The sequence below is a fragment of the Halobacillus sp. ABA4_118 genome, from assembly GCF_056160205.1.
Genome location: NZ_JBSWWS010000001.1, coordinates 1,169,317 through 1,192,228, shown reverse-complemented (window position 1 = coordinate 1,192,228; position 22,912 = coordinate 1,169,317). Strand labels below are relative to the sequence as shown.

Here is a 22,912-nt window from a genome sequence, read left to right as displayed (position 1 = left end):
CTTCTAAGCGCCGTCTTTTCCAGACACTCAATGTATAAAAATTCAGTATATATAATAAATATTCATTCAGCGAGGTGAAGGGCATGGAAAGTTACCTACATTTGCAAGACGGCCGGACATTTAAAGGAAAGGCTTCTTCGACGTTACAAGAACCGATGCAGGGGGAGATTGTTTTCTTTACCGGCATGACCGGATATCAGGAAGTTCTCACAGATCCCTCCTACAAAGATCAGATCGTCGTTTTCACGTATCCACTCATTGGAAACTACGGCATTAATGAAACGGATGAAGAAAGCAGCGAAATTCAAGTGAGTGGAGTGGTCATGTACCAATGCACACAGCAGCCTTCTCACTTCCAGTCGACCCAGTCGCTCGGGGCCTATTTGGATGGGCAGCAGGTGCCCTATCTCACGGGCGTAGATACAAGGGAAGTCACGAAAGCGATACGGGCTCATGGAACACAACAGGCAGTTATGAGTCATCAGAATCATCACGACTTTTCCGAACCGTCTGATCAGCAGATATTCGCTGTACAGGGTGAGACGGTAGAGACGTATGGTGAAGGAAGTCTTCATGTCGCTTTAATCGATTTTGGTTGGAAAAAATCCATCCTGCAGGCTTTGCTGAAGCGCCAAGTGAAAGTTTCGGTTATTCCTTTTACACAGGTTGAAGCCGTTCATAAGGTGAAACCAGAGGCCGTCATTTTGTCCAACGGTCCCGGTGACCCGAAAGATGCTTTACCGAAGATTGAACAGATCAAATCCATTCTCGACGAGTATCCGTCCTTCGGAATCTGCATGGGCCATCAGGTCATTGCACTGGCCTACGGAGCGGATACGGAGAAGCTTCCATTTGGTCACCGCGGTGCCAACCACCCGGTCAAAGATGCCGTGACAGGGAAGGTTTTTTTAACGTCCCAGAATCATAACTACGTTGTGAAAAAAGACAGCTTATCACAGACCCCGCTGTCAGAGCGTTTCTTTAATGTGAATGATCGTTCGATTGAAGGGTTGATGCATGATTCAGGACGGTTGATGTCGGCTCAGTTCCACCCGGAAGCCCATCCTGGTCCACAGGATGCGGAATGGTTGTTTGATGATTTCATTAGTCTTGTAGGCAGCAAAGGAGTGAAGGAACATGTCTAAAGTATTGGTGATCGGATCAGGACCCATCATGATCGGTCAAGCCGCAGAGTTTGATTATTCCGGAACACAGGGATGTCTGGCACTGAAAGAAGAAGGTCATGAAGTCATCCTCGTCAACAATAACCCGGCGACCATCATGACGGATTATGATGTGGCGGATAAAGTCTACTGCGAACCGCTGACGGTAGCGAGTCTGGAAAAAATCATTGCGATGGAGCGCCCCGATTCTCTGTTAGCGGGCCTGGGCGGACAGACGGCTCTGAACCTCGCCGTCGAACTGGAAAAGGAAGAAGTATTGAAAAAATATAACCTCACCCTTCTGGGGACAGGGATCTCCTCGATTATGCAGGGAGAGGACCGCGAATTGTTCCGTGCTTTGATGAACGACCTTGATCAGCCGGTTCCGGAAAGTGAGGTCATCACTACGACGGAACAGGCGCGCGTATTCGCTGCGGAAGTCGGTTATCCGATCATCAGCCGCCCGGCCTACACCCTTGGGGGACGCGGTGGTGGAATCGTTCACGATGAGGCAGACCTGGATGAATTGATAGCTACAGGTCTGAAGGCGAGCCCGATTCATCAGGTCATCGTCGAAAAAAGCATTGCCGGATTTAAAGAAATCGAATATGAAATCATGCGGGACCATAAGGGGACGTGTATCTCGGTATGCAATATGGAAAACTTCGATCCCGTCGGTGTGCATACGGGGGATTCCATCGTCGTTGCGCCTTCCCAATCTTTGACCGATGATGACTATCAAATGCTTCGTTCCGCTTCGATAAAAATCGTATCGGCGCTTGAAGTCATTGGAGGATGCAATGTCCAGCTGGCCCTTGATCCAGTAAGCAAGCAGTATTACGTCATTGAAGTCAATCCGCGTGTCAGCCGCTCCTCCGCCCTTGCTTCAAAGGCGACAGGCTACCCGATTGCTAAAATGGCCGCCAAGATTGCACTTGGATACACACTGGATGAGTTGGAGAATCCATTGACAGGATATACGTACGCAAGTTTCGAGCCTGCTCTTGATTATGTTGTCGTCAAATTCCCAAGATGGCCGTTTGATAAGTTTCCACAGGCGGACCGTTCGCTTGGTACGAAAATGCGGGCGACCGGCGAAGTGATGGCGATCGACCGCACGATGGAGGGAGCGTTCCAAAAGGCTGTACAATCGCTCGATACAAAAATTCCTGAAGTGGAAAATCATTGGTACCATCTGCACCAGCCGACAGACCTGCGCTTTTTTGCTATCTATGACTTGATTCGGAAAGGGACGTCGATGGATAAAATCCATCAGGAAACACACATCGATCCTTTGTTCCTTCAAGTCATCCGTCATTTAGTCGATACAGAAAAGGCTCTTGGTACGGAAGGACTGTCACAGCCGCTGCTTCATCAGGCAAAAGTCTACGGGTTTTTGGACGACCATATCGCAGCGCTTGCCGGGTGTACAACAGCCGATGTGGAAGAGGCACGCAAAGCGTATGATATCCAGCGTTCCTTTAAACTTGTCGATACATGTGCAGCCGAATTTGAAGCCGCCACAAACTATGTATACAGTACATTTGCCGGTATGAATGAAATTGCACCGCTGCCTTCAAAAGGGAAGAAGGCGTTGATTCTTGGTTCCGGACCTATTCGAATCGGTCAGGGGGTTGAATTCGACTATAGTGCGGTTAAGGCGATTGAAAGTCTTCAAAAGCAGGGATGGACGACGATCATGATCAATAATAATCCGGAAACGGTCAGTACTGATTATGAAACCGCCGACCGCCTTTATTTTGAACCGATCCAAAAAGAAATCATCGCTTCCATTGTGGAACACGAAAGCATTGACCTTGTCTTCCCTCAGTTTGGAGGACAGACGGCGATCAATCTGGCTGAAGACTTGGAGAAAGCGGGCCTTCCGTTAGCTGGCGTCCGCGCCGATGTGCTTGATGCCCTGGAGGACCGTGATAAATTTTACGCAGCGCTGAAAAAACTTGGTATCCCGCATGTGGCCGGAACGACCTGTCATTCCAAGCAAGAAGCGCTGGAAGCTGCGGATTCCTATACCTTCCCGCTTCTCTGCCGCCCTTCGTATGTCATTGGTGGTCAGGGGATGGTCATTGTACAGGATAAACAGGAGCTGGAGCAGGCGCTCGCTGAATCGGATGATCGTCATTATCCGATCGTTTTGGACTCTCTGCTCCAAGGGGCGGAAGTAGAGGTGGATCTCGTGTCGGACGGCCATTCGATCTACCTGCCGGACATCATCGAACATATCGAGCCTGGTGGAGTTCACTCAGGCGACAGTATGGCTGTATTCCCATCCACACTGGCAGATGCATGGAAGCAGAAAATCCGCACGTATAGTGAAAAGATTGCGGCGGAATTCGCCTATTGCGGCTTAATGAACATCCAATTTCTCATTCAGCAGGATAACGTGTACGTCCTGGAAGTCAATCCACGGGCAAGCCGTACGGTTCCGATCGTCAGTAAGGTCGCAGATATCCCGATGGTCGACTGGGCCGTCCGTATCCTGATCGATGACGCTGAATTCAGTCTGTCCCAACAGCCGGCTCCCGTTTTTCAGGAGACAGCTGTCAAATACCCGCTCTTCTCCTCCTATGCCATGACGGACCTGGATCATAAGCTTGGTCCAAACATGAAATCGACGGGAGAAGGCATGTGTCTCGGAACAACGGTCGAGGAAGCTCTTGCCAAGGTATTCGCTCATCTCCCTGATCTGTATGACGTGAAGGAAGCGTGTATGGTGGAACTCGAAGGAAGACACGTTCCAGAAGCTTCTGACCTGTCATTCGAGGAATGGATTACGAAAGAAGATGCGGCTGTTTATGTCAATGACCAATCGGGTGAGGAAGCAGAAAAACGCAGAATTACAGCTGTCAAAAACGGCCTGACCGTCATGAGCGAGGCAGCGACCTTTGATGCGTATGTGAAGGGGTTGGAATGCAAAGACCCTGTACCTGTCCCTCTGCCGCAGCAATCCCTTGAAGGAGTGAAACCCCTATGAATTTAATGGAACAAATGCACGCAGCTAATGAATCCCTGCACGGCCGTCATCTGCTCACGTGGCTTGATTATACCCAGTCGGATGTCTCGCGGCTCCTGGCGGCCGCCCAGCATGTGAAGGAGAATCCTTACTCGCAGTCCATGAAAGGGAAGACGCTGGGCATGATCTTTGAGAAGTCTTCCACAAGAACCCGGGTGTCCTTCGAAGTCGGAATGGTCCAAATGGGAGGGCACGCCCTATACTTGAATTCAAGAGATATTCAAATCGGTCGCGGTGAAACGATCGCTGATACAGCACAAGTTCTGTCAGGGTATGTGGATGCGCTTATGTACCGCACCACCTCCCATGAGAAACTCGAGGAACTGGCTGCCCATGCTTCTGTCCCGGTCATCAACGGGTTGTGTGATCGCTACCATCCGTGTCAGGCTCTTGCGGACATCTTTACGATTCTTGAAATCAAAGGCCGTCTTTCTGGATTGAAAGTGGTCTATATCGGCGATGGCAACAATGTGGCCCACTCTCTGATGATCCTATCCGCTATGATGGGGATGGAAGTGGTCATCTGTACCCCGGAAGGCTATGAACCGGACAAGGAGCTGACAGAACGGGCCCGGGGGCTGGCCGGCAAATACGACGGGAAAGTGACGATCGAACCGGACCCCAAGCGGGCCTCATGGAAGGCTGATGTCATTTATACAGATGTCTGGGCAAGTATGGGGCAGGAGGACGAAGCGGAGGCCCGCCTTCAGGACTTCAACGGTTACCAGGTCAACGATGCATTGTTGAAGCAGGCAGCTGACGATGTCACCTTCCTCCACTGCCTCCCTGCCCACCGGGGAGAGGAAGTGACGGCCGACGTCATTGATGGAAGCCATTCGGTCGTTTTTCAACAGGCGGAAAATCGTATGCACGTGCAGAAGGCGGTTCTGCAGGCGGTTATCGGCTGGAAATAAAAATGACATAAATGCTCCTCCCTGCACCGTAAGATAAAGGAATGGAACTTTATACTTTATCTTACGCCAGGGTGCATAAAAAGATAGTCGAATGGCTGCGAATATCATCGAACGAGTTATTTCTACAAGGGATTACAAGGTTTCATGTGGAAGTAGTCAAAGAGAGATCAAAATCAAAAGGAGTGGCCATGCAATGAGTGAGCAAGTGACAACAGCAGTGGAACCTAAGGTCGTTGAAAAGCCCCATTTCAAGGTGGTCGGTGTCTCTTGTCAAACGATGATGGATGAACGTGCCATCAAGGTGCCGAGGCTGATGGAACAGTTTCATACGATGAAACTGCCGAAAGTGAAGAACCGTGTCCACGCCCCCCGGTCGATCGGAATGTTTGTAGACCCGCCGAATTGGAATGAATCCAGAGATGCTTTTTATTGGATTGCTGCCGTGGAAGTTGAGAGTTTTGAGAAGATTCCACAGGATATGATTACTAAAACCGTCCCTGCTCACACGTACGCCATGATCGATTATGACCCTTCTATTCATGACTTTGACCCGTATACGTTTCTTCATCAATGGATTGTAGAAAATGGATATCAGCAGGTGGAAGGATTCGGCTTTGAGGAGTATCAGCCTTACACGGGACAGGAAACAAGATACTGCCTCTATCTGCCAATCAAATGAGGGTGGAAAACCACTCCGGCTCCCCGGTGTTTAAGCTGGATAAAATGTGGATTACCGCTCGGCTTTCTGCCGCAGTCGTCACCAAATGAGACTCAGAAAAAAAGAGCTGATCTGTTTAAGCGGATCAGCTCCTTTTTTGTGCTTCAATGTTCAAGTCAGAAAGAAGGAAAGCATGAAATAGAGAACAGCGGCAGCACCGGCGGCAATGAGAGCGGGACGGAGCTTGAACCGGGCGTACTTCATAGGATTCAAATCCAGAATACCGGCCGTCGTATTCGTATCGTCACTTAATGGAGAAGCAAAAGCTCCGAACGTACCACTTGCAAAGACAGCTCCGATCACCATAGGAAGGGAACTGTCGGCGGCAGCAGCAATGGATACTCCGACAGGCATGAGGATGCCCCACGTCCCCCAGGAAGACCCAATGAAGTAGGAGATGCCGCAGCCTGCAATAAATGTAATCACGGCGACAAATCCTGCAGGGACCCAGGAAAAGGAGGAGGAAATCGTCTCCGCAAAACCAAGCGCTTCCGAGCCGGTGCTCAGCCCCCATACCATCGCAAGGAGGAGGATGACGCCCATCATATCATTCCCGCCGGCAATTAAGCTGTCCATCATTTTTTTCAAAGATTCCGACCGCAGCTTCAAATAGATGACAAAGGCTGTTAACGTAAGCACAACCGCAAGGACCATGGCATCAAGCACATTGGCGTTGATCAGAGCATCAAGTCCCTGGCGGCCGGCTTGAACGCCGAGACTGTACATGAGTAGAAAAGTCAGGAGAATGACGCTGATCAAAGGGACAATCAAATGCCACGGTTTGGCAGGAAGATCTTTCGTTACGGCCGGGTGGCAGTCCTCCCATTGATCATCCTCCGTCTGTTCCCCATGATTTTCAGCATCAGTGGCAGGCGTCTTATTTTTATGAAAAAAACTTAGATAGAAGCCTACCCCGAGCATTGCAAAAGCGAAAAAGTTGTAGGGGATGCTTTGGATGTAAAGGCTGTAGGCATCTCCCTCCAGTCCCGCCTGTTTGAGTGATAATTCGATGACGGAGGTCATGTAGCCGACGAAGGCTGTAGCGATCGGAATCAGGACGACGAGGGGGGAGGCGGTCGTCTCGATGACAAATCCAAGCTCCTGTTTCGTCATAGGGATGGATTTTCTTAGAGCTTTCATGACAGGTCCGATCGTGACGATCCGGAAGCTTGGGGCGCTGAAGGTTCCGACAGAGGAAATCCAGGTCAGCATGAAAGCTCCCCGCTTATGTTCAATCCGTTCGGCCGCCTCCTGCACAAATCCTTTAATCCCGCCTGACATTTTAATCAGACCGATCAAAGCAGAAAAAGCATATAAAAACAGGATAATTTTAATGTTGCTTTCATCCTTCAGGCCGTCAATAATGAAACCGAGAGCCGTCAACATCCCTCCAAGCCAGTGGAAATCCATAATATATCCGGCAACAACAACCGCGAAGAGGAGACTTGGAACGACCTGCCTGGTCCATATGGCTGCGAAGATGACAACGATAAATGGAAGGACGGATAACCAGTCCATCATCGGTCCTCCTTTCAAACCTCTATTTTTCGTAGGTTGTGTGTTTCCACACGTGTTATACCTCCAGGAGCGGGAGAAATGGAATCATCATCTGGAAAAAGGGGGACGGGCCTTTTGTGGAGAATAGGAAAAGGAGAGAGAAAGGAGGAAGGCTATTGAGTTTTATGACCCAGACGGTCCTGATTGAACGGCCGGTAGAAGAAGTGTTCCAAGCTGCCGTGGATTTTTCCAACAGTCCGCAGATTATGGAAGCGGTCGTTGGGGTGGAACTGCTGAGTGATGGCCCTGTAAGAGAAGGGTATAAATTCAAAGAGACGAGAGAGATTAGAGGCAGGAAGGTCTCGGCGGTCATTGAGGTCACCGCCTTGGAAGAAAACCGGTCGTATTCGGTGAAAAGTGTACAGAGTGGTCTTGACCTGCGTTACCATTATCAGTTTGAACCGGCGCCGGGAGGAACGAAGGTGGTCTTCAAGGGTGAATTGTTCACACAGGGACTGCGCAATACGCTGACCCGCCCGTTAATCAAACAGATCATTAAAAAAGAAGACCAGGATCATCTGCAGCACTTGAAGAAGTTTATCGAATCTTAAACGCAATCATGCTATACTGGAAGTAAGCTGTGGATCACACATGAAGGCCTCTCCATCAAACGAATTGGGAAGAGGCCTATTTTTTATACCGTGAATCATACACAACGTTTTTCAGATAGAAAGGAACGAATAAATCATGACAGATAAACAACAGGAATGGCTGGAGAGCTTATCTTCCTCTACGAAACAGGCATGGGAGGAATCCGGCTTTGATTCGTGGACAGCTGTGCAGGAAGCGTCTCTTCCTCCTATTTCAGCGGGGGAGGATGTGCTGGCAGAAGCACCGACAGGAAGTGGGAAAACCCTTGCCTATCTCCTTCCACTGATCGAGAAAATCGACAGCAGCCAAAAGCATACGCAGATCCTTCTCCTTGCTTCTTCCCATGAGCTGGTGATGCAGATCCACCAGGAAATTCAAAAGTGGACGAAGGGAAGCGGGATTACGAGCACGACGTTGATTGGCGGGGCGAACGTGAAACGCCAAATCGATAAATTGAAAAAGAAACCACATATGGTGGCAGGGACGCCCGGGCGTGTCCATGAGCTCATCCAGAAAAAGAAATTAAAAGCTCATGAAGTAAAGGCTGTCGTTCTTGATGAAGCGGATCAGCTCCTTGTCCCTGAACACAAAGAGACGATCAACCATATTTTAAAAAGCGTCCAGCGCGATACGCAGAAGCTGTTATTCTCTGCGACTCTTCCAGACGAAGTCATCGACCTGGCGCAGACATTCATGGATGAGAATGCCGAAGTCATCCGCATTGATGAAGAGATGAAAAAGCCACAAGTGACCCACCATTATATCGTCAGTGAAGATCGGGAAAAAATTGAAGTGGTCCGGAAGCTGGCCCACACCGAAGGGTTTACCGGACTAGCCTTCATGCAGGATATCGCCAAACTGAACGTGATGGCTGAAAAGCTGGTTTACAAAAAGCTGGATCTTGGTCTCCTTCACAGTGATGCGAAAAAAGAACAGCGTGCAAAAGCGGTCAAGGAGTTCCGTAACGGGACTTATCCATTATTGATGGCGACAGATGTGGCCGCGAGAGGACTGGATATCCACGAAATCAATCACGTCGTCAATCTGGATATTCCGAATGACCCGGGTTCTTATGTGCATAGAGCAGGAAGGACCGGCCGTATCGGGGCAGTGGAAGGACGCGTCGTTTCCATCGTCAACCCCGTGGAAGAGAAGCGTTTGAAAAAGATGGCTAAAGACCTTGATATTCCGTTAGAGGAAAGTATCATCTATAAAGGCCGTCTGCAGACCCGGTAGCAGACAGCGGGAAAGTTGCCTTTTGAAGGGGAGCATGGAATACTGGAAGTAGAATCATACCTTCACAAACCAAGGAGAGAATCATCATGATAAAGAAACTTGTCCTCTTTTCAGCCGCCTTGTTTGTCATTATTGTTGCAGCTACTCCTGTCTCTGCTCAGGACCTTTTTAAAGAAGGGCCGAAAGCCTCTTATGAAAAAGTCAGCCAGCATATTCAGGGATGGGTGCAGGAAACCGATTTTCAAAAAGAAGTGGAAGGATTCCGGTCCGACCTTCAGGACTTCTTTACGTTTATAGATCAAATCGAATGGACCTACCCGGATGAGTCTCCGTCGGAACAGGACGGGGAAGGGGAACAACCTTCAGCTGAGTCTTCCTCCTCTGCTCAACCGGATGGAGAGGACGAAGCCGAGCCGACAGCGGAAGTGCAGGCGCTGGACAGCTACACCCCCGGTGAATATGAGCGGGAAGTCGTTGTCCTTGTCAATAAAGAGCGGGCTGAAGAAGGTCTGCCGCCTTTAGAAATGCATGATCGATTGAGCGGCATGGCCGATGTGAAATCCCAGGATATGGCGGATAAGAATTACTTCAGTCATGAATCGCCGACATATGGAAGTCCGTTTGATATGATGGATCAGTTTGACTTCTCCTACCTTGCTGCTGGTGAAAATATTGCAGCCGGACAGCGGACACCGGAGGAAGTAGTGGAAGGCTGGATGAACAGTGACGGTCACCGGGCCAACATCCTTCATGAGGATTTCACTCATATCGGAGTGGGTTACGTAGAAGGGCAGGGCAGGTTCGGTACGTATTGGACCCAGTTGTTCATGAAGCCGAGATAAATGTGAACAGGAAAGGCTGCCGGGAATGTTCCCGGCAGCCTTCTTTTTTCGTCTGCGGTGTGGAAAATAAATGTGTACTTGTTACGCTGTAAGTATGGAATCATGAAGGTTCGTTGCGTTGGACACGGTGGAACTTCCCTTTCACCGTTGACTGGTCCGTTTGTTCTTCTGCAGCTGCCCACGTATGGATGAAATAGAAAAGGTACATGATCAATGCGGTGGTCCCTGTCGTCATAAACGTGATGGATACAGGGTCTCCCTGTACATAACCGGCGGCTTGGTGATAAAAGTAGAAGAGCATACCTGTAACGATCAAATAGGCGAACTTTTCCATAGAGGTTCGTTTCCGCAAAAAAGGAGCCGGGATCAAAAGAGGAGACCAGAAAAGCAGCGCCGCCCAAAATGACAGGCTCAGATGGATGCCCGTCCATATGGAGGACGGTGCCTCTTGGGCCGGGAAGTCGTATGCGGCGGTGGTGCCTGCCAGAAAAATTGCTGCGGTTACCGGCAGGCAGGAGACCGTAGGAAGCAGCTGTTTCCAGGAATGGCGGAACCAGCTCCCCCTTTTTGTAGTGTATCCAATCAAAGCCGGGGCTGCACCAAAACAGAGAAACGTCCGGATCAGCTGAAGCAGTCCTTCCTGATGGGTGAAACTGATAAACAAGGACAAAATCATGAGAGCGGCCGCATACGCCGTCCAGAAGATGTTAGGATGCACACCTTTTCCCTCCTCTTTTGTTTGTTTTACTTTACCCTGGCATAAAGGGGACAAACCTGTACATATTCAGGAAAGTATAAAGGAGGAAACATAATGGAACACCGTGAACTTTACCGTTATGATGCGTGGGAGCTTCGAAAGAAACTCCTTCAGAAAGAATGGAAAATTGAAGAAGTGATCGATCACTACCGGGCTGTCATCAACCGGAAAAACCCGGATCTGAACGCTGTTGTTCATCAAATCGAAGAGCCTGTGAACACCGATGGTCCATTTATGGGGCTCCCCTTCTTAATTAAAGATTTGAATGCCGTGAAGGGCCATCCGTTAACATATGGATCCAAAGTGATGGAAGGATTCAAGGCTGGATGGGATGATGAATTCGTCAAGCGCTTTAGAAAAGGAGGCTTGACCATCATTGGAAAGTCCAACACCCCTGAATTCGGCTTTACACCAGCGACAGAGTCTGTCCATCTCGGGTTTACGAAAAATCCGTGGAACAAAGATTTCTCACCCGGTGGATCGAGTGGTGGAGCTGCAACGGCCGTCGCATCAGGGATGGTTCCTTTCGCCCACGCCAGTGACGGTGGAGGCTCGATCCGGATTCCTGCTTCCAACACCGGGTTGTTCGGATTCAAGCCGACAAGGGGGCGGACTCCATTCTCCATGCACTTGAACAGTTTTGCGGTAAGTCATGGGGTGACTAAATCTGTCAGGGACAGTGCAGCCCTGCTTGATATTTTAGAAGGCCCGCAAAAAGGGGATCTATTTGCCACTCCTGCGCAGGGAAAACCTTATGCCGGCCTGGATCATCGCGATCTGGGCTCCTTGAAAATCGGATATATGGCTGATTTCGGCGACGTTATGCCGATCAGTCAAGATGTTCAGGAAGCCGTAAATAAAACAGCACGGCTGTGCGAATCACTCGGTCATCACGTTGAGCAGGCGTACCCGGACATTGATTTGAACAAGTTTATGGATGCTTTTGTCGTCGTGTGGGTCGTAGGAGGCGCATTGGCCGTGAAAGAAGCGGCACAGATGAATGGGAAAACGGCAGACCGTCACAGCGTAGAACGGATGCTTTCCACCCTTATTGAAAAAGCAGAAGGTTATTCAGCTCTTGATTATGAAAAAGCACGTCTCTATCTGGCGGCTGAAAGCGCGAAATTCCATGCGTTCTTTGAGAAATACGATGTTCTCCTTCACCCGGTCAATGCTTCTTCCGCGCTTCCGCTCGGCTGTTATAACGGGGAAGAGAAGACGATTGATGAAATCCTTGCTGTTTCAGCGGCCTATGCCCATCTGGCCCCGGCAGCCAATGTGACGGGGCTCCCTGCGATGAGTGTGCCGCTGTATTGGAAAGAGAACCATGTGCCTGTCGGTTCCCACTTCACGGGCCGGTTCGGAGATGAAAAGACGCTCTTTAAACTGGCGGCGCAGCTGGAGGAGGCGGAGCCATGGTTCCACCGATATGAAACATTAATATAATAATGAAGGCTGGTGGATTCTCCCGCCAGCCTTGTTTGTTTTTATAAATCAGGTCATCTTCATCTCTGTATGCCGTGTTTTAAGGTTTCATGAGTGGTGGATAACCAGGAAGATAAAGGATATTCACAGGAAGAGGAGATCATTTTTCTAAAATAATAGTAAGAAATTTTATAAAAAAACGGTTACATAGAAGATTGGAGTTTTACTAAAAAAAAACCGGGGTATTTCCTGAAAATGTTCCCATACAAAAGACGATCAGGAGGTACCACACATGAAGAAAGGGAAAAGTTTACACGCTTTAATCATTTTAATGTTTACTCAATTTATATCAGGCGGGGTGACCAACACCAAAGGGATTGTCCTTGACCAGGTGGAAAATGATCTGGGTCTGGACATGAGCCAGTTTGGTCTTGTCGTTTTAATCTTCCAGCTTGGCTTTACGCTTGCCAGTGTCATCATTGGATATTACACAGACAAAAAAGGTCTGCGTACGATGACCATCATCGGCTCGATTATTATGGGTCTTGGATTCCTGGGGACAGGTCTTGCCCCCAATATTATGTTTTTCCTCGGTTTTTATATGATTGTCGGTTTTGGTCTTGGAGCGCTCGGGGTAGCTTCCAACGCCATTGTTCCCGCCGCTTATCCAGAAAAACAGAACCAGATGTTCAACCTTGCGATGGGTGTTTATGGTCTTGGGATGGTGATCTTCCCACAAGTATTGAACTTCCTTTTCCAATTCGCGTCCTGGAGATACTTTTATCTAGGCATTGCGGTTTCACTGGTTGCTGTCATTATCTATATCACAAGTGTAGCCTTCCCTTCAGGGAAAGCGGAAAAAGTCGATTTGAAGGCTTTTATTCCGATGCTGAAGGATGCTCAATTCGTTTTCCTTATGATCTTTCTCGTCTTTCAAGTATCGGCGGAAGTGTCCTTTACAAACTTCTTCCCGGTCTACCTCAAATCGCTTGATTTAGGAGGCATGGCAACGGCAGAGAAGGAAGATCTGGTAGCGGCTATTCTATCGATTTTCTCTGTTTTCTTCATGGTTGGAAGACTCGCAGCCGCCTATATTACCAAATGGGTGAACGAGCGGGTGATCCTGATCAGCTTTTCGGCAGGGGCGCTGCTGATGGTCGGTATCAGTTTCCTTGTAGCGGAAAGCTTCCCGTATCTTTTCGCAGGAGCTGGCCTGTTCTTCTCAGCATTGTTCCCGACAGCGACAGCGTTTGGGACGCAGATGTCCAAAACCAGCGGTTCTGCCTTAGGACTGATCTATATTGCCGCCGGTATTGGCGGGGGTATTGCCGGTTACATTGTAGGCCTGGCCTCTGAAATTTTCGGAATGGCCGGTGGATTCAGCATCGTGCTCGTATTCCTCGCCCTTATGCTGCTCATGACCTTCTTTATGAACAGCAGCAAATCCCGTCAGCAGCAGGCTTGATGTTTACTCCGTCTCCTTGAAGAGACGGAGTTTTTTTATTGATGTTGTGATATTCACTTGAATTTCCTGTAAAATTTAAGAAAGGAAAGGGTGGGAAATCAATGGATAAGTGGGTAGGGGGCATCTTTCTGGTCGTTCTTTTCTTAGTTGGATGTCAAACGGGAGAAAAGGGAGAAGATCAAAGGAGTGTTGAAATGCTGGAGGGGAGATGGGAAGGTTCCATTGAAGTGCCGGGACAGCCGCTGGGCATTGTTATACATATGGATAAACAAGAAGAATGGCATGGAACCATCAGCATCCCTGCCCAAAACGTGGAGGATTTCGTCTTGTCCAGAAGCGGCCCCTGAAGAAGAGGGGGAGTTTCTGAGTATAGAGATGGATTCCGGCACCCTCTACGGGGAGTTGGTGATGCCTGAAGGGTTGGAACAGGCGCCGGTGGCTCTGCTCATTCCAGGATCAGGCCCGACGGATCGTAACGGAAATTCGCAGGGCGTGCAGGGGAGGAATGACAGCCTGAAAATGCTTGCCGCGACACTTGCGGAATCCGGGATCGCTTCTGTTCGCTATGATAAGCGGGGCGCGGGGAAGAACCGTGAGGCCGTTATGGATAATCAAAACATGAGGTTTGAGGTGTTTGTTCATGATGCCAGCCAATGGATCGACAAACTCTCCAGGGATGACAGGTTTACGAAAACAGCGGTCATCGGGCACAGTCAGGGATCACTTGTCGGCATGATGGCCGCTGAGGGCCATACGGTGGACGCTTATGTCTCCCTTGCAGGCGCCGGCCAGCCGATTGATCGAGTGCTTGAAAACCAGCTCGAGGAGAGTCTGCCAGAGTATTTATATAAGGAAAGTCTGGATGTGTTGGAAAAGTTGAGGAATGGAGAGGATGCCGGGAGGGTGAGTTCTCCCCTGCAGAGCTTATTCGCTTCTGACCTTCAGCCGTTTCTCCGTTCTTGGATGAGCTATGATCCAGCCGGCCGGATCAGTGAGCTGGATATGCCGGTGCTCCTTGTGAACGGTACCCATGATGTTCAGATTCCGGTAGCGGAAGCTGAGCGTTTAAAGGAAGCGGCACCGGAGTCGGAGCTTCTTCTGGTGGAAGGGATGAATCATGTATTGAAGGAAGCTCCTGAAGACCGTGAAGGAAATCTGGAGACATATACAGACCCGGACCTTCCGCTGCCCGAGTCCTTCACTGATCCATTGATCACTTTTTTACAGAACAACGGTTTTTGATAATCATGATGAAATCCACTCAATGCCAGACGATTTTCTATAACAGCATAGCTGCCTTTCTTCTAATATCTTTTGAAGCAGTAACCTGCCCGGCCCATTTTAACAAGCAGGCAGGAGACGGCTGGCGATGACACCAACACAAGAAAAGAGGGATTTTTTATCATTGAAGGTTCAGATCTTATTATGCAACTCTATGTCTATATAGGTATTGGCGGGCTGATGACAGGTTTGATGACTTACCTGATTATACGAGGTATTATTAGAAAAAAGCCCTTTGGTGTATGGATCATAATCTTTGCAGGATTCACAATAGCTTTCGGGATTTCAACTATCCTCACGGGCATTTTCGACATCCAATCAACAAAGTCTATCCTCCAAACTGACGAAAGTGGAGTTTTATTAGACCAGTTAACACCCAACAGCATCAGCCTGCCGGTATTATATATATTCCTCAGCATGCAAACCCTTTTGGGATACACTCTTACCCGCAAGCATGAAAAGGAAAAGGCTGCCCGAAAAAAAGAAAAACAGGACCGGCCGGTCAATGATAAAGTATGAAAAAAGCATGGAAGGAACCCTGGGGTTCCTTCCATGCTTTTAGTGTTTCAGCGCCGAATCTTCTGTAAGAGTCTGAGAATTTCAATATACAGCCACACAAGCGTCACAATCAGACCGAAGGCGCCGTACCATTCCATATGCTTAGGTGCCCCGCGTTCCACTCCCTGTTCGATAAAGTCAAAATCAAGGACGAGATTCAACGCAGCGATAGCGGTAATAAATAGACTGATGCCGATGCCGATGGGCCCGCTGGAATGGAGATAGGGCACTTCCATTCCGAAAAACTGCAGAATGAACTGCACAAGATAGACGAGGAATATTCCAAGCGTAGCGGAAACAACCATCAAACGGAAGTTCCTCGTTACCTTAATGATTCGGGTGGCATATAGAAAAAGCAGGGCAGCCATGACTGCCAGCGTTAAACTGACCGCTTGAATGACAATGCCTGAGTAAGCTCCCTCCGCATAAGCGGACAGCCCTCCGATCAGAAATCCTTCCAAAGCGGCATAAATGGGAGCTGTAACAGGAGCAGCTTTTGGAATAAAAGCGGTCACCAGGGCGAATACCAATCCTCCGAGCGCTCCGATCAACATCATCATTGTTACGTCCGCTCCCTGGGCGTACTGATACCATGTATATCCGGCAGTTCCAAGCAGGAACAGGAATAAAACGGCTATTTTGGCGATCGTTCCGCCAAGAGTCATTGTTTTCCCCTGTTCACGGGATCGCTGGAACGCGTCTGTTTTTAATATCGGGTTGCTGGTTCTCAATAGAGAGCCTCCTTTATAAATCGTTCGATACCCCTGTACCCTGAGGGCGGGGGATGTATGTTAGTGTGCGTACCATTTATATAATTTTTTCGGACGGCCGATGCGTTGGTGGCTCACGACCTGTTTTACTTTTCCTTCTTCCAGCAGGTGCATTAAGTAACGATAGACCGTTGGATAGGCAAGACCGATTTCCTTAGAAATCACATCGACAGGGAAGGCTTCCCGGTTTTCCTGTAAGTATTGAGCGATGGAGTGGAGCGTACCTTTGCTGATTCCTTTGGCGGTAAAGACATCTTCCTCTTCTTCCTGGACATGTTTCATATTCGCAATCTGGGCATGGAGTTTGATTCGTGAAATGAGATCAGGAGCTTTCACAGGCTTTAATGCGAAATCCGTCGCCCCTTCTTCAAGGAAACGGTCGGCGACTTCCTGCCTTTCGTCGACGGTCAGGACAAGAATAGGCACGATCGAGTTATGCCGGCGGATTTCCTTGACTGTCTGTAAACCGTCCATCTCCGGCATATGGTAGTCTACGAGAATCACATCATAGTTTCCTTTCAGAAACAGATCTACGCCTTCACGGCCATTGGCGGCCGTATCGGACTCCCATTGGGCATGACGGCAGAATTCCGTAAGCATATATCTAAGAGATTCGTCATTATCCATGATTAATATTTTCATCTCGTACTCTCTCCTTCGGTAAGTGAATCCAGAACGTAGTTCCCAGGCCTTTCTTACTTTCAATCGTCATTTCAGCGCCATGCTCTTTCACGACGTTTTTCACAAATGTCAGGCCGACCCCCGGATGGGATTTCGTACTGTAGCCTGCATTCCATATTTTATTGATGTTCTCTTTACTGATGCCATGGCCGTTATCCTGGACACCGACGGATACGCCCTGCCCGCTCTCTTTCGTAGCAATCGTTACTTTGGCATCTGCTTTTCCTTCGACCGCATCTCCGGCATTATCAATTAAGTTGACAAGCGCTCTTGTCATACGGATTTTGTTGATATTGATTTCCAGTTCTTCGTCCGCAGCCAGGTCAAACGTGTACATCGTCTCTGATTCCGACAGTTTATTGGCCCTGACATATTCGATGAAAGTCTTTAATGAACACCAGTTCTTTTTTTCATGATAGAGGATTTCGGAAACCATATCACTGGTGGCTTGGATGGATGAGGATATTTTATTGGTGTACTGCAGGATTTCCCTGTCTTCTGTCTTCATCTGGATGAGGGAGTTGAGCCCTTCCATTAAAGAGAGTGGTGTTTTCAAATCATGCACGAGGTGCAGAGCTTCCCGTCCGGATCTGGATTCCACCATGTCGAGACGGGCAATATCGAGGTCCTGCCTCATGCGTGTTTTCTGTTCAGCCACAGTCAGGTAGACAGCAAGGACGGTGGCGTTACTGATAAAGAAGGCGAAGAAAAGGAAGCTGTAAAGGCTGATCGCCTGTTCAAAACCGAGCAGTTCTGCCGTAGTTTTCACCAGCATGGAAAGCTCTCCGCCCCCGAATCCGAAGGCTGTCAGGTACGTGATCGTATCCAGCCACTGGAATCCGAATAAAAGCTGGGCGAGAATAAAGGCTTTGTAAATCGGGCGGAGCTGTCCTTTGCCTAACAGGTGAAGAACAGCTATGGATAATAAGAGAATGATGGCGGGTCCGCCAAAATGATAGTTGATCGAATTATACCCGTTGATGATGGCATAGACAAGGGGAATGATGGCGAACGGCACAGCAATCTTGAGCCAGGGTCGTTCCAGGCGTCTTCCTAATTCATCACCAAGAAGGAGGGCCCCGATATAATGGGGCAGCGCCCGGATGGTGTTCAGCATGACAAGGCCGAAGGCAGCGAGCATCAGGGTGCTTCCATCGGGATCGGTTTGGAGGGTTTCCATCCATTCATCAATGCCTGTCCGTTCAATACTCAGCCACAGCGGCATCGTAATACCGATTACGATACAGGCGATCTTGATCCATATGCTTTTTGAATAAAGCAGTTGTTTCCACATTTGATTCATCCTCACTGGAGCGCATCTTTTTATACATTCTAATATATCCATCAGTCATTTTCGATTGTTTTTTCCTGAGCTGATGGATTTTACCAGCAGTTCTTCCTATGAGGAGGACCTCAAAGGGTAGTATAATGAAAGCATTATGATTACGGACGAAAGGTGAACGAAACTATGATCGTCGTTATTGATAACTATGATTCTTTTACGTATAACTTAGTACAATATTTTCGGCAGATGGACACAGAGGTCATCGTCAGGAAAAATGATGCCGTATCGGTAGAGGAAATTTCCCTGCTTGCACCAAATCTGATTGTGCTGTCCCCGGGGCCTGGTAAACCATCAGAATCCGGTGTCTGTCTGGAGGTACTCCGGGCCTTTGAAGCCGACATCCCTATTCTTGGTATTTGTCTCGGCCACCAGCTGATTGTAGAAGCTTATGGAGGCTTGGTCCGTAAAGGGAGGCAGCCGATGCATGGAAAGGTAACAGCGATTACCCACGATGGGGCACACGTGTATGAAGGGCTTCCGGAAAAGGTACAGGTTACACGGTACCATTCCCTTGAGGCCGATAAGCACCAGCTTCCGGAGCAGCTTGAGCTGACAGCTTCATCTGAAGATGGAAGTATTATGGGGGTCCGGCACAAAGACTATCCAGTGGAAGGGATCCAGTTCCACCCGGAATCGATTCTCACTGAACACGGTTTTACGATGCTGTGGAACAAGTATCAGCAGGCTCTGCACTATCAAGCAGGCAGGAAAGGGGCGGTTGTATGAATGAAGCGCCTTTCCTGCATTTTGAGTTTGTGAACGAGCACGGAAAAAAGGAGACCAGCCGATTTGAAAAACCGGTCGAAATCTTAACCACCGACGACCACAGGGAAGTGAAGGGGATTTTCGATCGGCTGGAGCATGTTCTTGATGAAGGGTATTATGCGGCGGGATTCGTCTCCTATGAGGCAGCACCGGCTTTTGATGAGGCGTTCACGGTTCATGATTCACCGGAATGGCCGCTCGTCTGGTTCGGTATCTTTGAGAAAGCGATGGGCGCTCCTGAGCCTTCCTCGAACCTGCCTTTTCATGTGTCCCAGTGGAAAATGAAGGGCAGCTATGAGCACTACCAAAAAGGCATTGAGCAAGTAAAGAGGGGCATAGAAGAGGGGGACACGTACCAGGTCAATTATACGACAAGACTGGAAGCAGCGTTTTCGGGTGATGCTTATTCGTTGTATAAGCGCTTGATTAAAAATCAGAAGCCCGATTATGGCGCTTATATAAATATGGGAGGACATAGTCTTTTATCCGCCTCTCCTGAACTTTTTTTCCGGATGGACAACGACACGATTACAACAAAGCCGATGAAAGGGACGGCTGCGCGTGGAAGGTTTCACCGGGAAGATGAAGAGCAGTACAGACATCTTCAAGTTTCTGAAAAAGAAAAATCAGAAAACCTGATGATTGTCGACCTATTAAGGAATGATCTCGGCCGGCTTGCCATACCCGGGTCTATCCGTGTGCCGGCTCTGTTCGATATAGAAACCTATCCTACGGTCCATCAAATGACTTCCACCGTGAAAGGGGAGCTTCCTGCCTCCTTCACGATGTATCAGGTGTTTGAAGCGTTGTTTCCGTGTGGATCAATTACGGGGGCGCCTAAGGTGCGGACAATGGAATACATCCAAAAGCTCGAAGATTCTCCCCGTGACGTGTACTGCGGAGCGATCGGCTTTATCACTCCGCGGAGGGAAGCTGTATTTAACGTCCCGATCCGGACGATCATGATCAATCATGACAGCGGAAGGGCGGTTTACGGAACCGGGGGCGGGGTAACTTGGGATTCGACTTCAGAAGGGGAGTACCAGGAGGTCCTGACCAAAGCGCGTCTTCTCACAGAAAACCGTCCCGACTTTCATCTGTTGGAAACGATGAAGCTGGAGGAGGGACACCTTCACCTGCTGGATTACCACCTGCAGAGGCTCGAGCGGTCGGCCCGGTATTTTCGTTTCTCTTTAAACCTATCCCGATTGAAGCAGCGGTTACTGGATGAAGCGGATCAGCGGCCGGAGGGTCTGTACAAAGCAAGACTGCTCACGGGTGAAAAGGGGCGGGAGGAAGTTCAGGTCACACCGATGGATCAGCCGGATTCCCTTGTCCAGACCGCTCTTGCCGACACCCCTGTGTCCGACCAGGATCCTTTTTTGTTTCATAAAACAACCCACAGGGAAGTGTATGAGAGACACAAGAAGCCCGGTAAAGCAGCTGTTCTGCTTTGGAACGAACGGGGGGAGCTGACAGAATTCACAATAGCGAACCTTGTCGTTAAATACCAGGGAGAGTACCTCACCCCACCAGTTACCAGTGGTCTTCTCGGAGGGACCTACCGGCAGTACCTGTTGGATGAATCACTGATAAAGGAGCAGATTCTCTACAAGGATCAGGTTGGAGAATTCGATGAAATCTGGATGGTGAACGCCCTGCGCGGATGGGTGAAGGTGGAGTTTTCATAAAGGAGTGATCCAGTGAAGCATATCGTGTTTTACGATGCGCAGTGTCCTTTCTGCTTCTATGTAAAAAAAGTATTGAGAAAGTTTGACTGGATGGAACAGATTAAATGGGTAGCTGTACAGGAAACAGAGAAATATGGGAAATACCCTTACTTAAAGGATCGAAACGTCTTAGATGAGATTCATATGCTGACAAAGCAGGGGGAAGTCACTCAGGGGTTTGAAACGATTCGGCGGCTGATGCTTGCCCTGCCATTTTTTGCAGCCCTTGGCGTCCTCTTATCCCTCCCTGGCGCCTCCCGGATCGGATCGCCATTATACCGTTGGTTTTCCGCCCACAGGCACCAGTGGTTCGGGAGATACGATCTTCCCAGATATGCATAAAAGCCTTCTGCACAGAAGGCTTTTTGACTGTAGAATAAGCCTGTGTTAACCAGTTAGAGTTGTCCATTTGTCGTGTGAAGGGTCACTTTCCGCTTATCGGTGGATGAATGCCGCGGGCACGCCCTCCGCTGACTTGGTCAGGAAGGTCGCCTGCCCAAGTGGGTCTTCGGCCCGTGCTGTTCCCGCAGGCATCACCACCGAACGCTCCTCGTGCCGACGTTAGAATATAGAGGAGAGAGACTGTGCCCTGCGCTATGGCCGCTTGCGTGGAAAACAAAAAGGGAAAGAACAGGCGCTGGTGCCGGCTGGCTGCCGGAATATGAAAAAGACTTTCCTCCATCCAGCAAGGATAAGCGGGGTGAAGGAGAGTCTTTTTCAATTTTAAAGAACTCTCAAGGAGCGGTGCCCCTTCCACTCCTGCGGAAGAACGAGTAGTCCGAGATCGCCGAGCGTGGGTTTTGCGAGGAAACTCGGGCGCTCGTCCGCGGAAAGGGAAGGGGCTTTCGCTCCTGGCAGCAAGAAAGAAAAAAGCTTATAAAGAAACAGAGGTTCCTCTACAAGCTGAAAGCCTCCTTTACAGAAGGCTTTATTTTTGGTTTTTCTTAAAAAGGCGGTAGGACCCAAAGGCAATGATGAGAAGGGCGATGATCAAGGATGTCCATTCCCCCTGAGAAACACCAATATAGAGCCCCCTGGTCAGGAAGAGAAGGCAGAGTACAAAAAAAACAATCAGAGTCGCTTTATTCATATGGATCCTCCATGGATAAACGTTTTCTTTCTCATCATACAAAAATTGAACAAAGAAGAATAGGCATAGTTATTCTTTCAAAAAATAGTTTATGGTATGGTTAGGACAAAAGAATACTTTAAACAGGGAGACGGTTGCAGATGAATAATGAGCTGTCCTACATAAAAGAGAAGATTTTATCCAGCAGGGAGACGCTGGGTGAGCAAGTCAAGGCGATGAAGAAAAAAGAATATGGGGTACAAGCCCTCATGACTGCTGACTGGGAGCAGTTGTTCATTTATATTGCCCAGAGCCTGGAAGAAGAGACGTTGGAAATTCATGAAAAAGTGAAGAACTGGTCGGAGAAAGAAGTGGAAAGCAAAATCAACCAGGGCGGGGAGTTATCCCAGTCGCTGCGAGCTGTACATTTCGTCCGTCGGGTCCTTTGGGATCACTTTCAGGAAGAGGTGGAACAGGACGTTTTTTCTTCTTCTGCGATTATAAAAGTAAGTAAAACGATCAGTTCCATCCTGGATGAAGTTACCCGTCATTTCAGCGAATGTTATTCAAGGAGCATCCAGCAGGAGGCAGAACGGAAAGAAACCAGACTCGCTGAATTGTCTGTGCCGGTTGTTTCCATCGTTGAAGGAGTGGCGGTTCTCCCTCTTATTGGAGAGGTCGATCCCCCAAGGGCAAGAATGGTGATGGATACGTCTCTGCGCCGGAGTATGGAACTGGATCTTGATGAGCTGTTCATCGATGTATCCGGGGTTCCGATCATAGATACGTATGTAGCCAATTACATTTATCAAATCTTTCATGCCTTGGAGCTTGTCGGTGTGAAAACGACATTGACAGGACTGAGACCGGAAATGGCCAAAACAATGGTGGACCTTGGGGTCAACTTTAAACGGATCCATACGAAAGGCGGCCTTGAACAGGCGCTTAGTGATCTGGGAATCCAGCGCCCTTCCAAATCGCTTGAAACGTAAAAAAACCTGTAGAAGGAGC

The 22,912-nt window shown here is 48.9% G+C and carries 22 protein-coding genes; 16 read left to right on the top strand and 6 right to left on the bottom strand.

The window, feature by feature from the left end:
- The first annotated feature begins 83 nt into the window (after nt 1-83).
- The 4 genes from ACXAGL_RS05850 to ACXAGL_RS05835 all read left to right on the top strand — a co-directional run bounded on the left by ACXAGL_RS05850 (nt 84) and on the right by ACXAGL_RS05835 (nt 5,790).
- Complete coding sequence (locus ACXAGL_RS05850) at nt 84-1,145, top strand: carbamoyl phosphate synthase small subunit (protein ID WP_474969908.1); 1,062 nt, start codon at nt 84-86, stop codon at nt 1,143-1,145.
- Nucleotides 1,138-4,158 carry a carbamoyl phosphate synthase large subunit gene (locus ACXAGL_RS05845; RefSeq protein WP_474970782.1) on the top strand — a complete coding sequence of 1,007 codons (3,021 nt, stop codon included), beginning with the start codon at nt 1,138-1,140 and terminating at the stop codon, nt 4,156-4,158. The genes ACXAGL_RS05850 and ACXAGL_RS05845 overlap by 8 nt, the downstream gene beginning before the upstream one ends.
- Nucleotides 4,155-5,111 (top strand): ornithine carbamoyltransferase, encoded by a 957-nt coding sequence (gene argF, locus ACXAGL_RS05840; protein WP_474969906.1) that lies wholly within the window; start codon nt 4,155-4,157, stop codon nt 5,109-5,111. The genes ACXAGL_RS05845 and argF overlap by 4 nt, the downstream gene beginning before the upstream one ends.
- A 193-nt stretch (nt 5,112-5,304) precedes the next feature.
- Nucleotides 5,305-5,790 (top strand): GyrI-like domain-containing protein, encoded by a 486-nt coding sequence (locus ACXAGL_RS05835; RefSeq protein ID WP_474969905.1) that lies wholly within the window; start codon nt 5,305-5,307, stop codon nt 5,788-5,790.
- Between the two features lie 150 nt (nt 5,791-5,940).
- Here the strand turns inward: ACXAGL_RS05835 and ACXAGL_RS05830 are convergent, their stop codons facing one another.
- Nucleotides 5,941-7,347: a Na+/H+ antiporter NhaC family protein gene (locus ACXAGL_RS05830; RefSeq protein WP_474990321.1), complete on the bottom strand. Its 1,407-nt coding sequence runs from the start codon at nt 7,345-7,347 to the stop codon at nt 5,941-5,943.
- 164 nt (nt 7,348-7,511) lie between these two features.
- Between ACXAGL_RS05830 and ACXAGL_RS05825 the strand changes: the two genes are divergently transcribed.
- The 3 genes from ACXAGL_RS05825 (at nt 7,512) to ACXAGL_RS05815 (ending at nt 10,055) form a co-directional block, all read left to right on the top strand.
- A complete protein-coding gene (locus ACXAGL_RS05825) occupies nt 7,512-7,937 on the top strand; it encodes an SRPBCC family protein (protein ID WP_474970452.1) in 426 nt (141 codons plus the stop codon).
- Nucleotides 7,938-8,073: 136 nt separating this feature from the next.
- Complete coding sequence (locus ACXAGL_RS05820; RefSeq protein WP_474990319.1) at nt 8,074-9,213, top strand: DEAD/DEAH box helicase; 1,140 nt, start codon at nt 8,074-8,076, stop codon at nt 9,211-9,213.
- Nucleotides 9,214-9,299: 86 nt separating this feature from the next.
- Nucleotides 9,300-10,055 carry a CAP domain-containing protein gene (locus tag ACXAGL_RS05815; protein ID WP_474969902.1) on the top strand — a complete coding sequence of 252 codons (756 nt, stop codon included), beginning with the start codon at nt 9,300-9,302 and terminating at the stop codon, nt 10,053-10,055.
- Nucleotides 10,056-10,155: 100 nt separating this feature from the next.
- Here ACXAGL_RS05815 and ACXAGL_RS05810 read toward each other — a convergent pair whose 3' ends face one another.
- Entirely contained in the window at nt 10,156-10,773 is a 618-nt protein-coding gene (locus tag ACXAGL_RS05810; RefSeq protein WP_474969901.1) for a hypothetical protein, read from the bottom strand.
- 93 nt (nt 10,774-10,866) lie between these two features.
- Between ACXAGL_RS05810 and ACXAGL_RS05805 the strand changes: the two genes are divergently transcribed.
- From ACXAGL_RS05805 to ACXAGL_RS05785, 5 genes are all read left to right on the top strand, one after another.
- On the top strand, nt 10,867-12,258 hold the full coding sequence (locus ACXAGL_RS05805; protein WP_474990317.1) for an amidase: 1,392 nt from the start codon (nt 10,867-10,869) through the stop codon (nt 12,256-12,258).
- Nucleotides 12,259-12,529: 271 nt separating this feature from the next.
- On the top strand, nt 12,530-13,702 hold the full coding sequence (locus tag ACXAGL_RS05800) for an MFS transporter (protein ID WP_474969899.1): 1,173 nt from the start codon (nt 12,530-12,532) through the stop codon (nt 13,700-13,702).
- 101 nt (nt 13,703-13,803) lie between these two features.
- The gene (locus tag ACXAGL_RS05795; RefSeq protein WP_474990315.1) at nt 13,804-14,049 is read left to right on the top strand and encodes a hypothetical protein; all 246 of its coding nucleotides are present in this window, start codon (nt 13,804-13,806) and stop codon (nt 14,047-14,049) included.
- A gap of 61 nt (nt 14,050-14,110) precedes the next feature.
- Nucleotides 14,111-14,944, top strand: a complete 834-nt coding sequence (locus tag ACXAGL_RS05790) for an alpha/beta hydrolase (RefSeq protein ID WP_474990313.1) — start codon at nt 14,111-14,113, stop codon at nt 14,942-14,944.
- 183 nt (nt 14,945-15,127) lie between these two features.
- Nucleotides 15,128-15,502, top strand: a complete 375-nt coding sequence (locus ACXAGL_RS05785; protein ID WP_474969897.1) for a hypothetical protein — start codon at nt 15,128-15,130, stop codon at nt 15,500-15,502.
- A 47-nt stretch (nt 15,503-15,549) separates the two neighbouring features.
- Here ACXAGL_RS05785 and ACXAGL_RS05780 read toward each other — a convergent pair whose 3' ends face one another.
- The 3 genes from ACXAGL_RS05780 to ACXAGL_RS05770 are packed head-to-tail and all read right to left on the bottom strand — an operon-like array spanning nt 15,550 to nt 18,286.
- Nucleotides 15,550-16,272, bottom strand: a complete 723-nt coding sequence (locus tag ACXAGL_RS05780) for a Bax inhibitor-1/YccA family protein (RefSeq protein WP_474969896.1) — start codon at nt 16,270-16,272, stop codon at nt 15,550-15,552.
- Between the two features lie 60 nt (nt 16,273-16,332).
- Nucleotides 16,333-16,953: a response regulator gene (locus ACXAGL_RS05775; RefSeq protein WP_474969895.1), complete on the bottom strand. Its 621-nt coding sequence runs from the start codon at nt 16,951-16,953 to the stop codon at nt 16,333-16,335.
- Nucleotides 16,931-18,286, bottom strand: coding sequence for a sensor histidine kinase (locus ACXAGL_RS05770; RefSeq protein ID WP_474969894.1), 1,356 nt, complete (start codon nt 18,284-18,286; stop codon nt 16,931-16,933). The genes ACXAGL_RS05775 and ACXAGL_RS05770 overlap by 23 nt, the downstream gene beginning before the upstream one ends.
- A 174-nt stretch (nt 18,287-18,460) precedes the next feature.
- Here ACXAGL_RS05770 and ACXAGL_RS05765 point away from each other — a divergent pair, with 174 nt between their 5' ends.
- From ACXAGL_RS05765 to ACXAGL_RS05755, 3 genes are read left to right on the top strand one after another with little or no spacing between them, the layout of a single operon-like run.
- Complete coding sequence (locus ACXAGL_RS05765) at nt 18,461-19,063, top strand: anthranilate synthase component II (RefSeq protein WP_474990311.1); 603 nt, start codon at nt 18,461-18,463, stop codon at nt 19,061-19,063.
- Nucleotides 19,060-20,793 (top strand): aminodeoxychorismate synthase component I, encoded by a 1,734-nt coding sequence (gene pabB, locus ACXAGL_RS05760; protein WP_474990309.1) that lies wholly within the window; start codon nt 19,060-19,062, stop codon nt 20,791-20,793. The genes ACXAGL_RS05765 and pabB overlap by 4 nt, the downstream gene beginning before the upstream one ends.
- Nucleotides 20,794-20,805: 12 nt before the next feature.
- On the top strand, nt 20,806-21,174 hold the full coding sequence (locus tag ACXAGL_RS05755; RefSeq protein ID WP_474969891.1) for a thiol-disulfide oxidoreductase DCC family protein: 369 nt from the start codon (nt 20,806-20,808) through the stop codon (nt 21,172-21,174).
- Between the two features lie 586 nt (nt 21,175-21,760).
- Here the strand turns inward: ACXAGL_RS05755 and ACXAGL_RS05750 are convergent.
- Entirely contained in the window at nt 21,761-21,922 is a 162-nt protein-coding gene (locus ACXAGL_RS05750; RefSeq protein WP_474990307.1) for a hypothetical protein, read from the bottom strand.
- Nucleotides 21,923-22,062: 140 nt separating this feature from the next.
- Between ACXAGL_RS05750 and ACXAGL_RS05745 the strand changes: the two genes are divergently transcribed.
- Nucleotides 22,063-22,893, top strand: a complete 831-nt coding sequence (locus ACXAGL_RS05745; RefSeq protein ID WP_474969889.1) for an STAS domain-containing protein — start codon at nt 22,063-22,065, stop codon at nt 22,891-22,893.
- Nucleotides 22,894-22,912: the final 19 nt, after the last annotated feature.

Bases quoted from the DNA above. Each gene is read 5' to 3' on its own strand.
- ACXAGL_RS05850 (WP_474969908.1), top strand. From the start codon at position 84: ATGGAAAGTTACCTACATTTGCAAGACGGCCGGACATTTAAAGGAAAG.
- ACXAGL_RS05845 (WP_474970782.1), top strand. From the start codon at position 1,138: ATGTCTAAAGTATTGGTGATCGGATCAGGACCCATCATGATCGGTCAA.
- argF (WP_474969906.1), top strand. From the start codon at position 4,155: ATGAATTTAATGGAACAAATGCACGCAGCTAATGAATCCCTGCACGGC.
- ACXAGL_RS05835 (WP_474969905.1), top strand. From the start codon at position 5,305: ATGAGTGAGCAAGTGACAACAGCAGTGGAACCTAAGGTCGTTGAAAAG.
- ACXAGL_RS05830 (WP_474990321.1), bottom strand. From the start codon at position 7,347: ATGGACTGGTTATCCGTCCTTCCATTTATCGTTGTCATCTTCGCAGCC.
- ACXAGL_RS05825 (WP_474970452.1), top strand. From the start codon at position 7,512: ATGACCCAGACGGTCCTGATTGAACGGCCGGTAGAAGAAGTGTTCCAA.
- ACXAGL_RS05820 (WP_474990319.1), top strand. From the start codon at position 8,074: ATGACAGATAAACAACAGGAATGGCTGGAGAGCTTATCTTCCTCTACG.
- ACXAGL_RS05815 (WP_474969902.1), top strand. From the start codon at position 9,300: ATGATAAAGAAACTTGTCCTCTTTTCAGCCGCCTTGTTTGTCATTATT.
- ACXAGL_RS05805 (WP_474990317.1), top strand. From the start codon at position 10,867: ATGGAACACCGTGAACTTTACCGTTATGATGCGTGGGAGCTTCGAAAG.
- ACXAGL_RS05800 (WP_474969899.1), top strand. From the start codon at position 12,530: ATGAAGAAAGGGAAAAGTTTACACGCTTTAATCATTTTAATGTTTACT.
- ACXAGL_RS05795 (WP_474990315.1), top strand. From the start codon at position 13,804: ATGGATAAGTGGGTAGGGGGCATCTTTCTGGTCGTTCTTTTCTTAGTT.
- ACXAGL_RS05790 (WP_474990313.1), top strand. From the start codon at position 14,111: ATGCCTGAAGGGTTGGAACAGGCGCCGGTGGCTCTGCTCATTCCAGGA.
- ACXAGL_RS05785 (WP_474969897.1), top strand. From the start codon at position 15,128: ATGCAACTCTATGTCTATATAGGTATTGGCGGGCTGATGACAGGTTTG.
- ACXAGL_RS05775 (WP_474969895.1), bottom strand. From the start codon at position 16,953: ATGAAAATATTAATCATGGATAATGACGAATCTCTTAGATATATGCTT.
- ACXAGL_RS05770 (WP_474969894.1), bottom strand. From the start codon at position 18,286: ATGTGGAAACAACTGCTTTATTCAAAAAGCATATGGATCAAGATCGCC.
- ACXAGL_RS05765 (WP_474990311.1), top strand. From the start codon at position 18,461: ATGATCGTCGTTATTGATAACTATGATTCTTTTACGTATAACTTAGTA.
- pabB (WP_474990309.1), top strand. From the start codon at position 19,060: ATGAATGAAGCGCCTTTCCTGCATTTTGAGTTTGTGAACGAGCACGGA.
- ACXAGL_RS05750 (WP_474990307.1), bottom strand. From the start codon at position 21,922: ATGAATAAAGCGACTCTGATTGTTTTTTTTGTACTCTGCCTTCTCTTC.
- ACXAGL_RS05745 (WP_474969889.1), top strand. From the start codon at position 22,063: ATGAATAATGAGCTGTCCTACATAAAAGAGAAGATTTTATCCAGCAGG.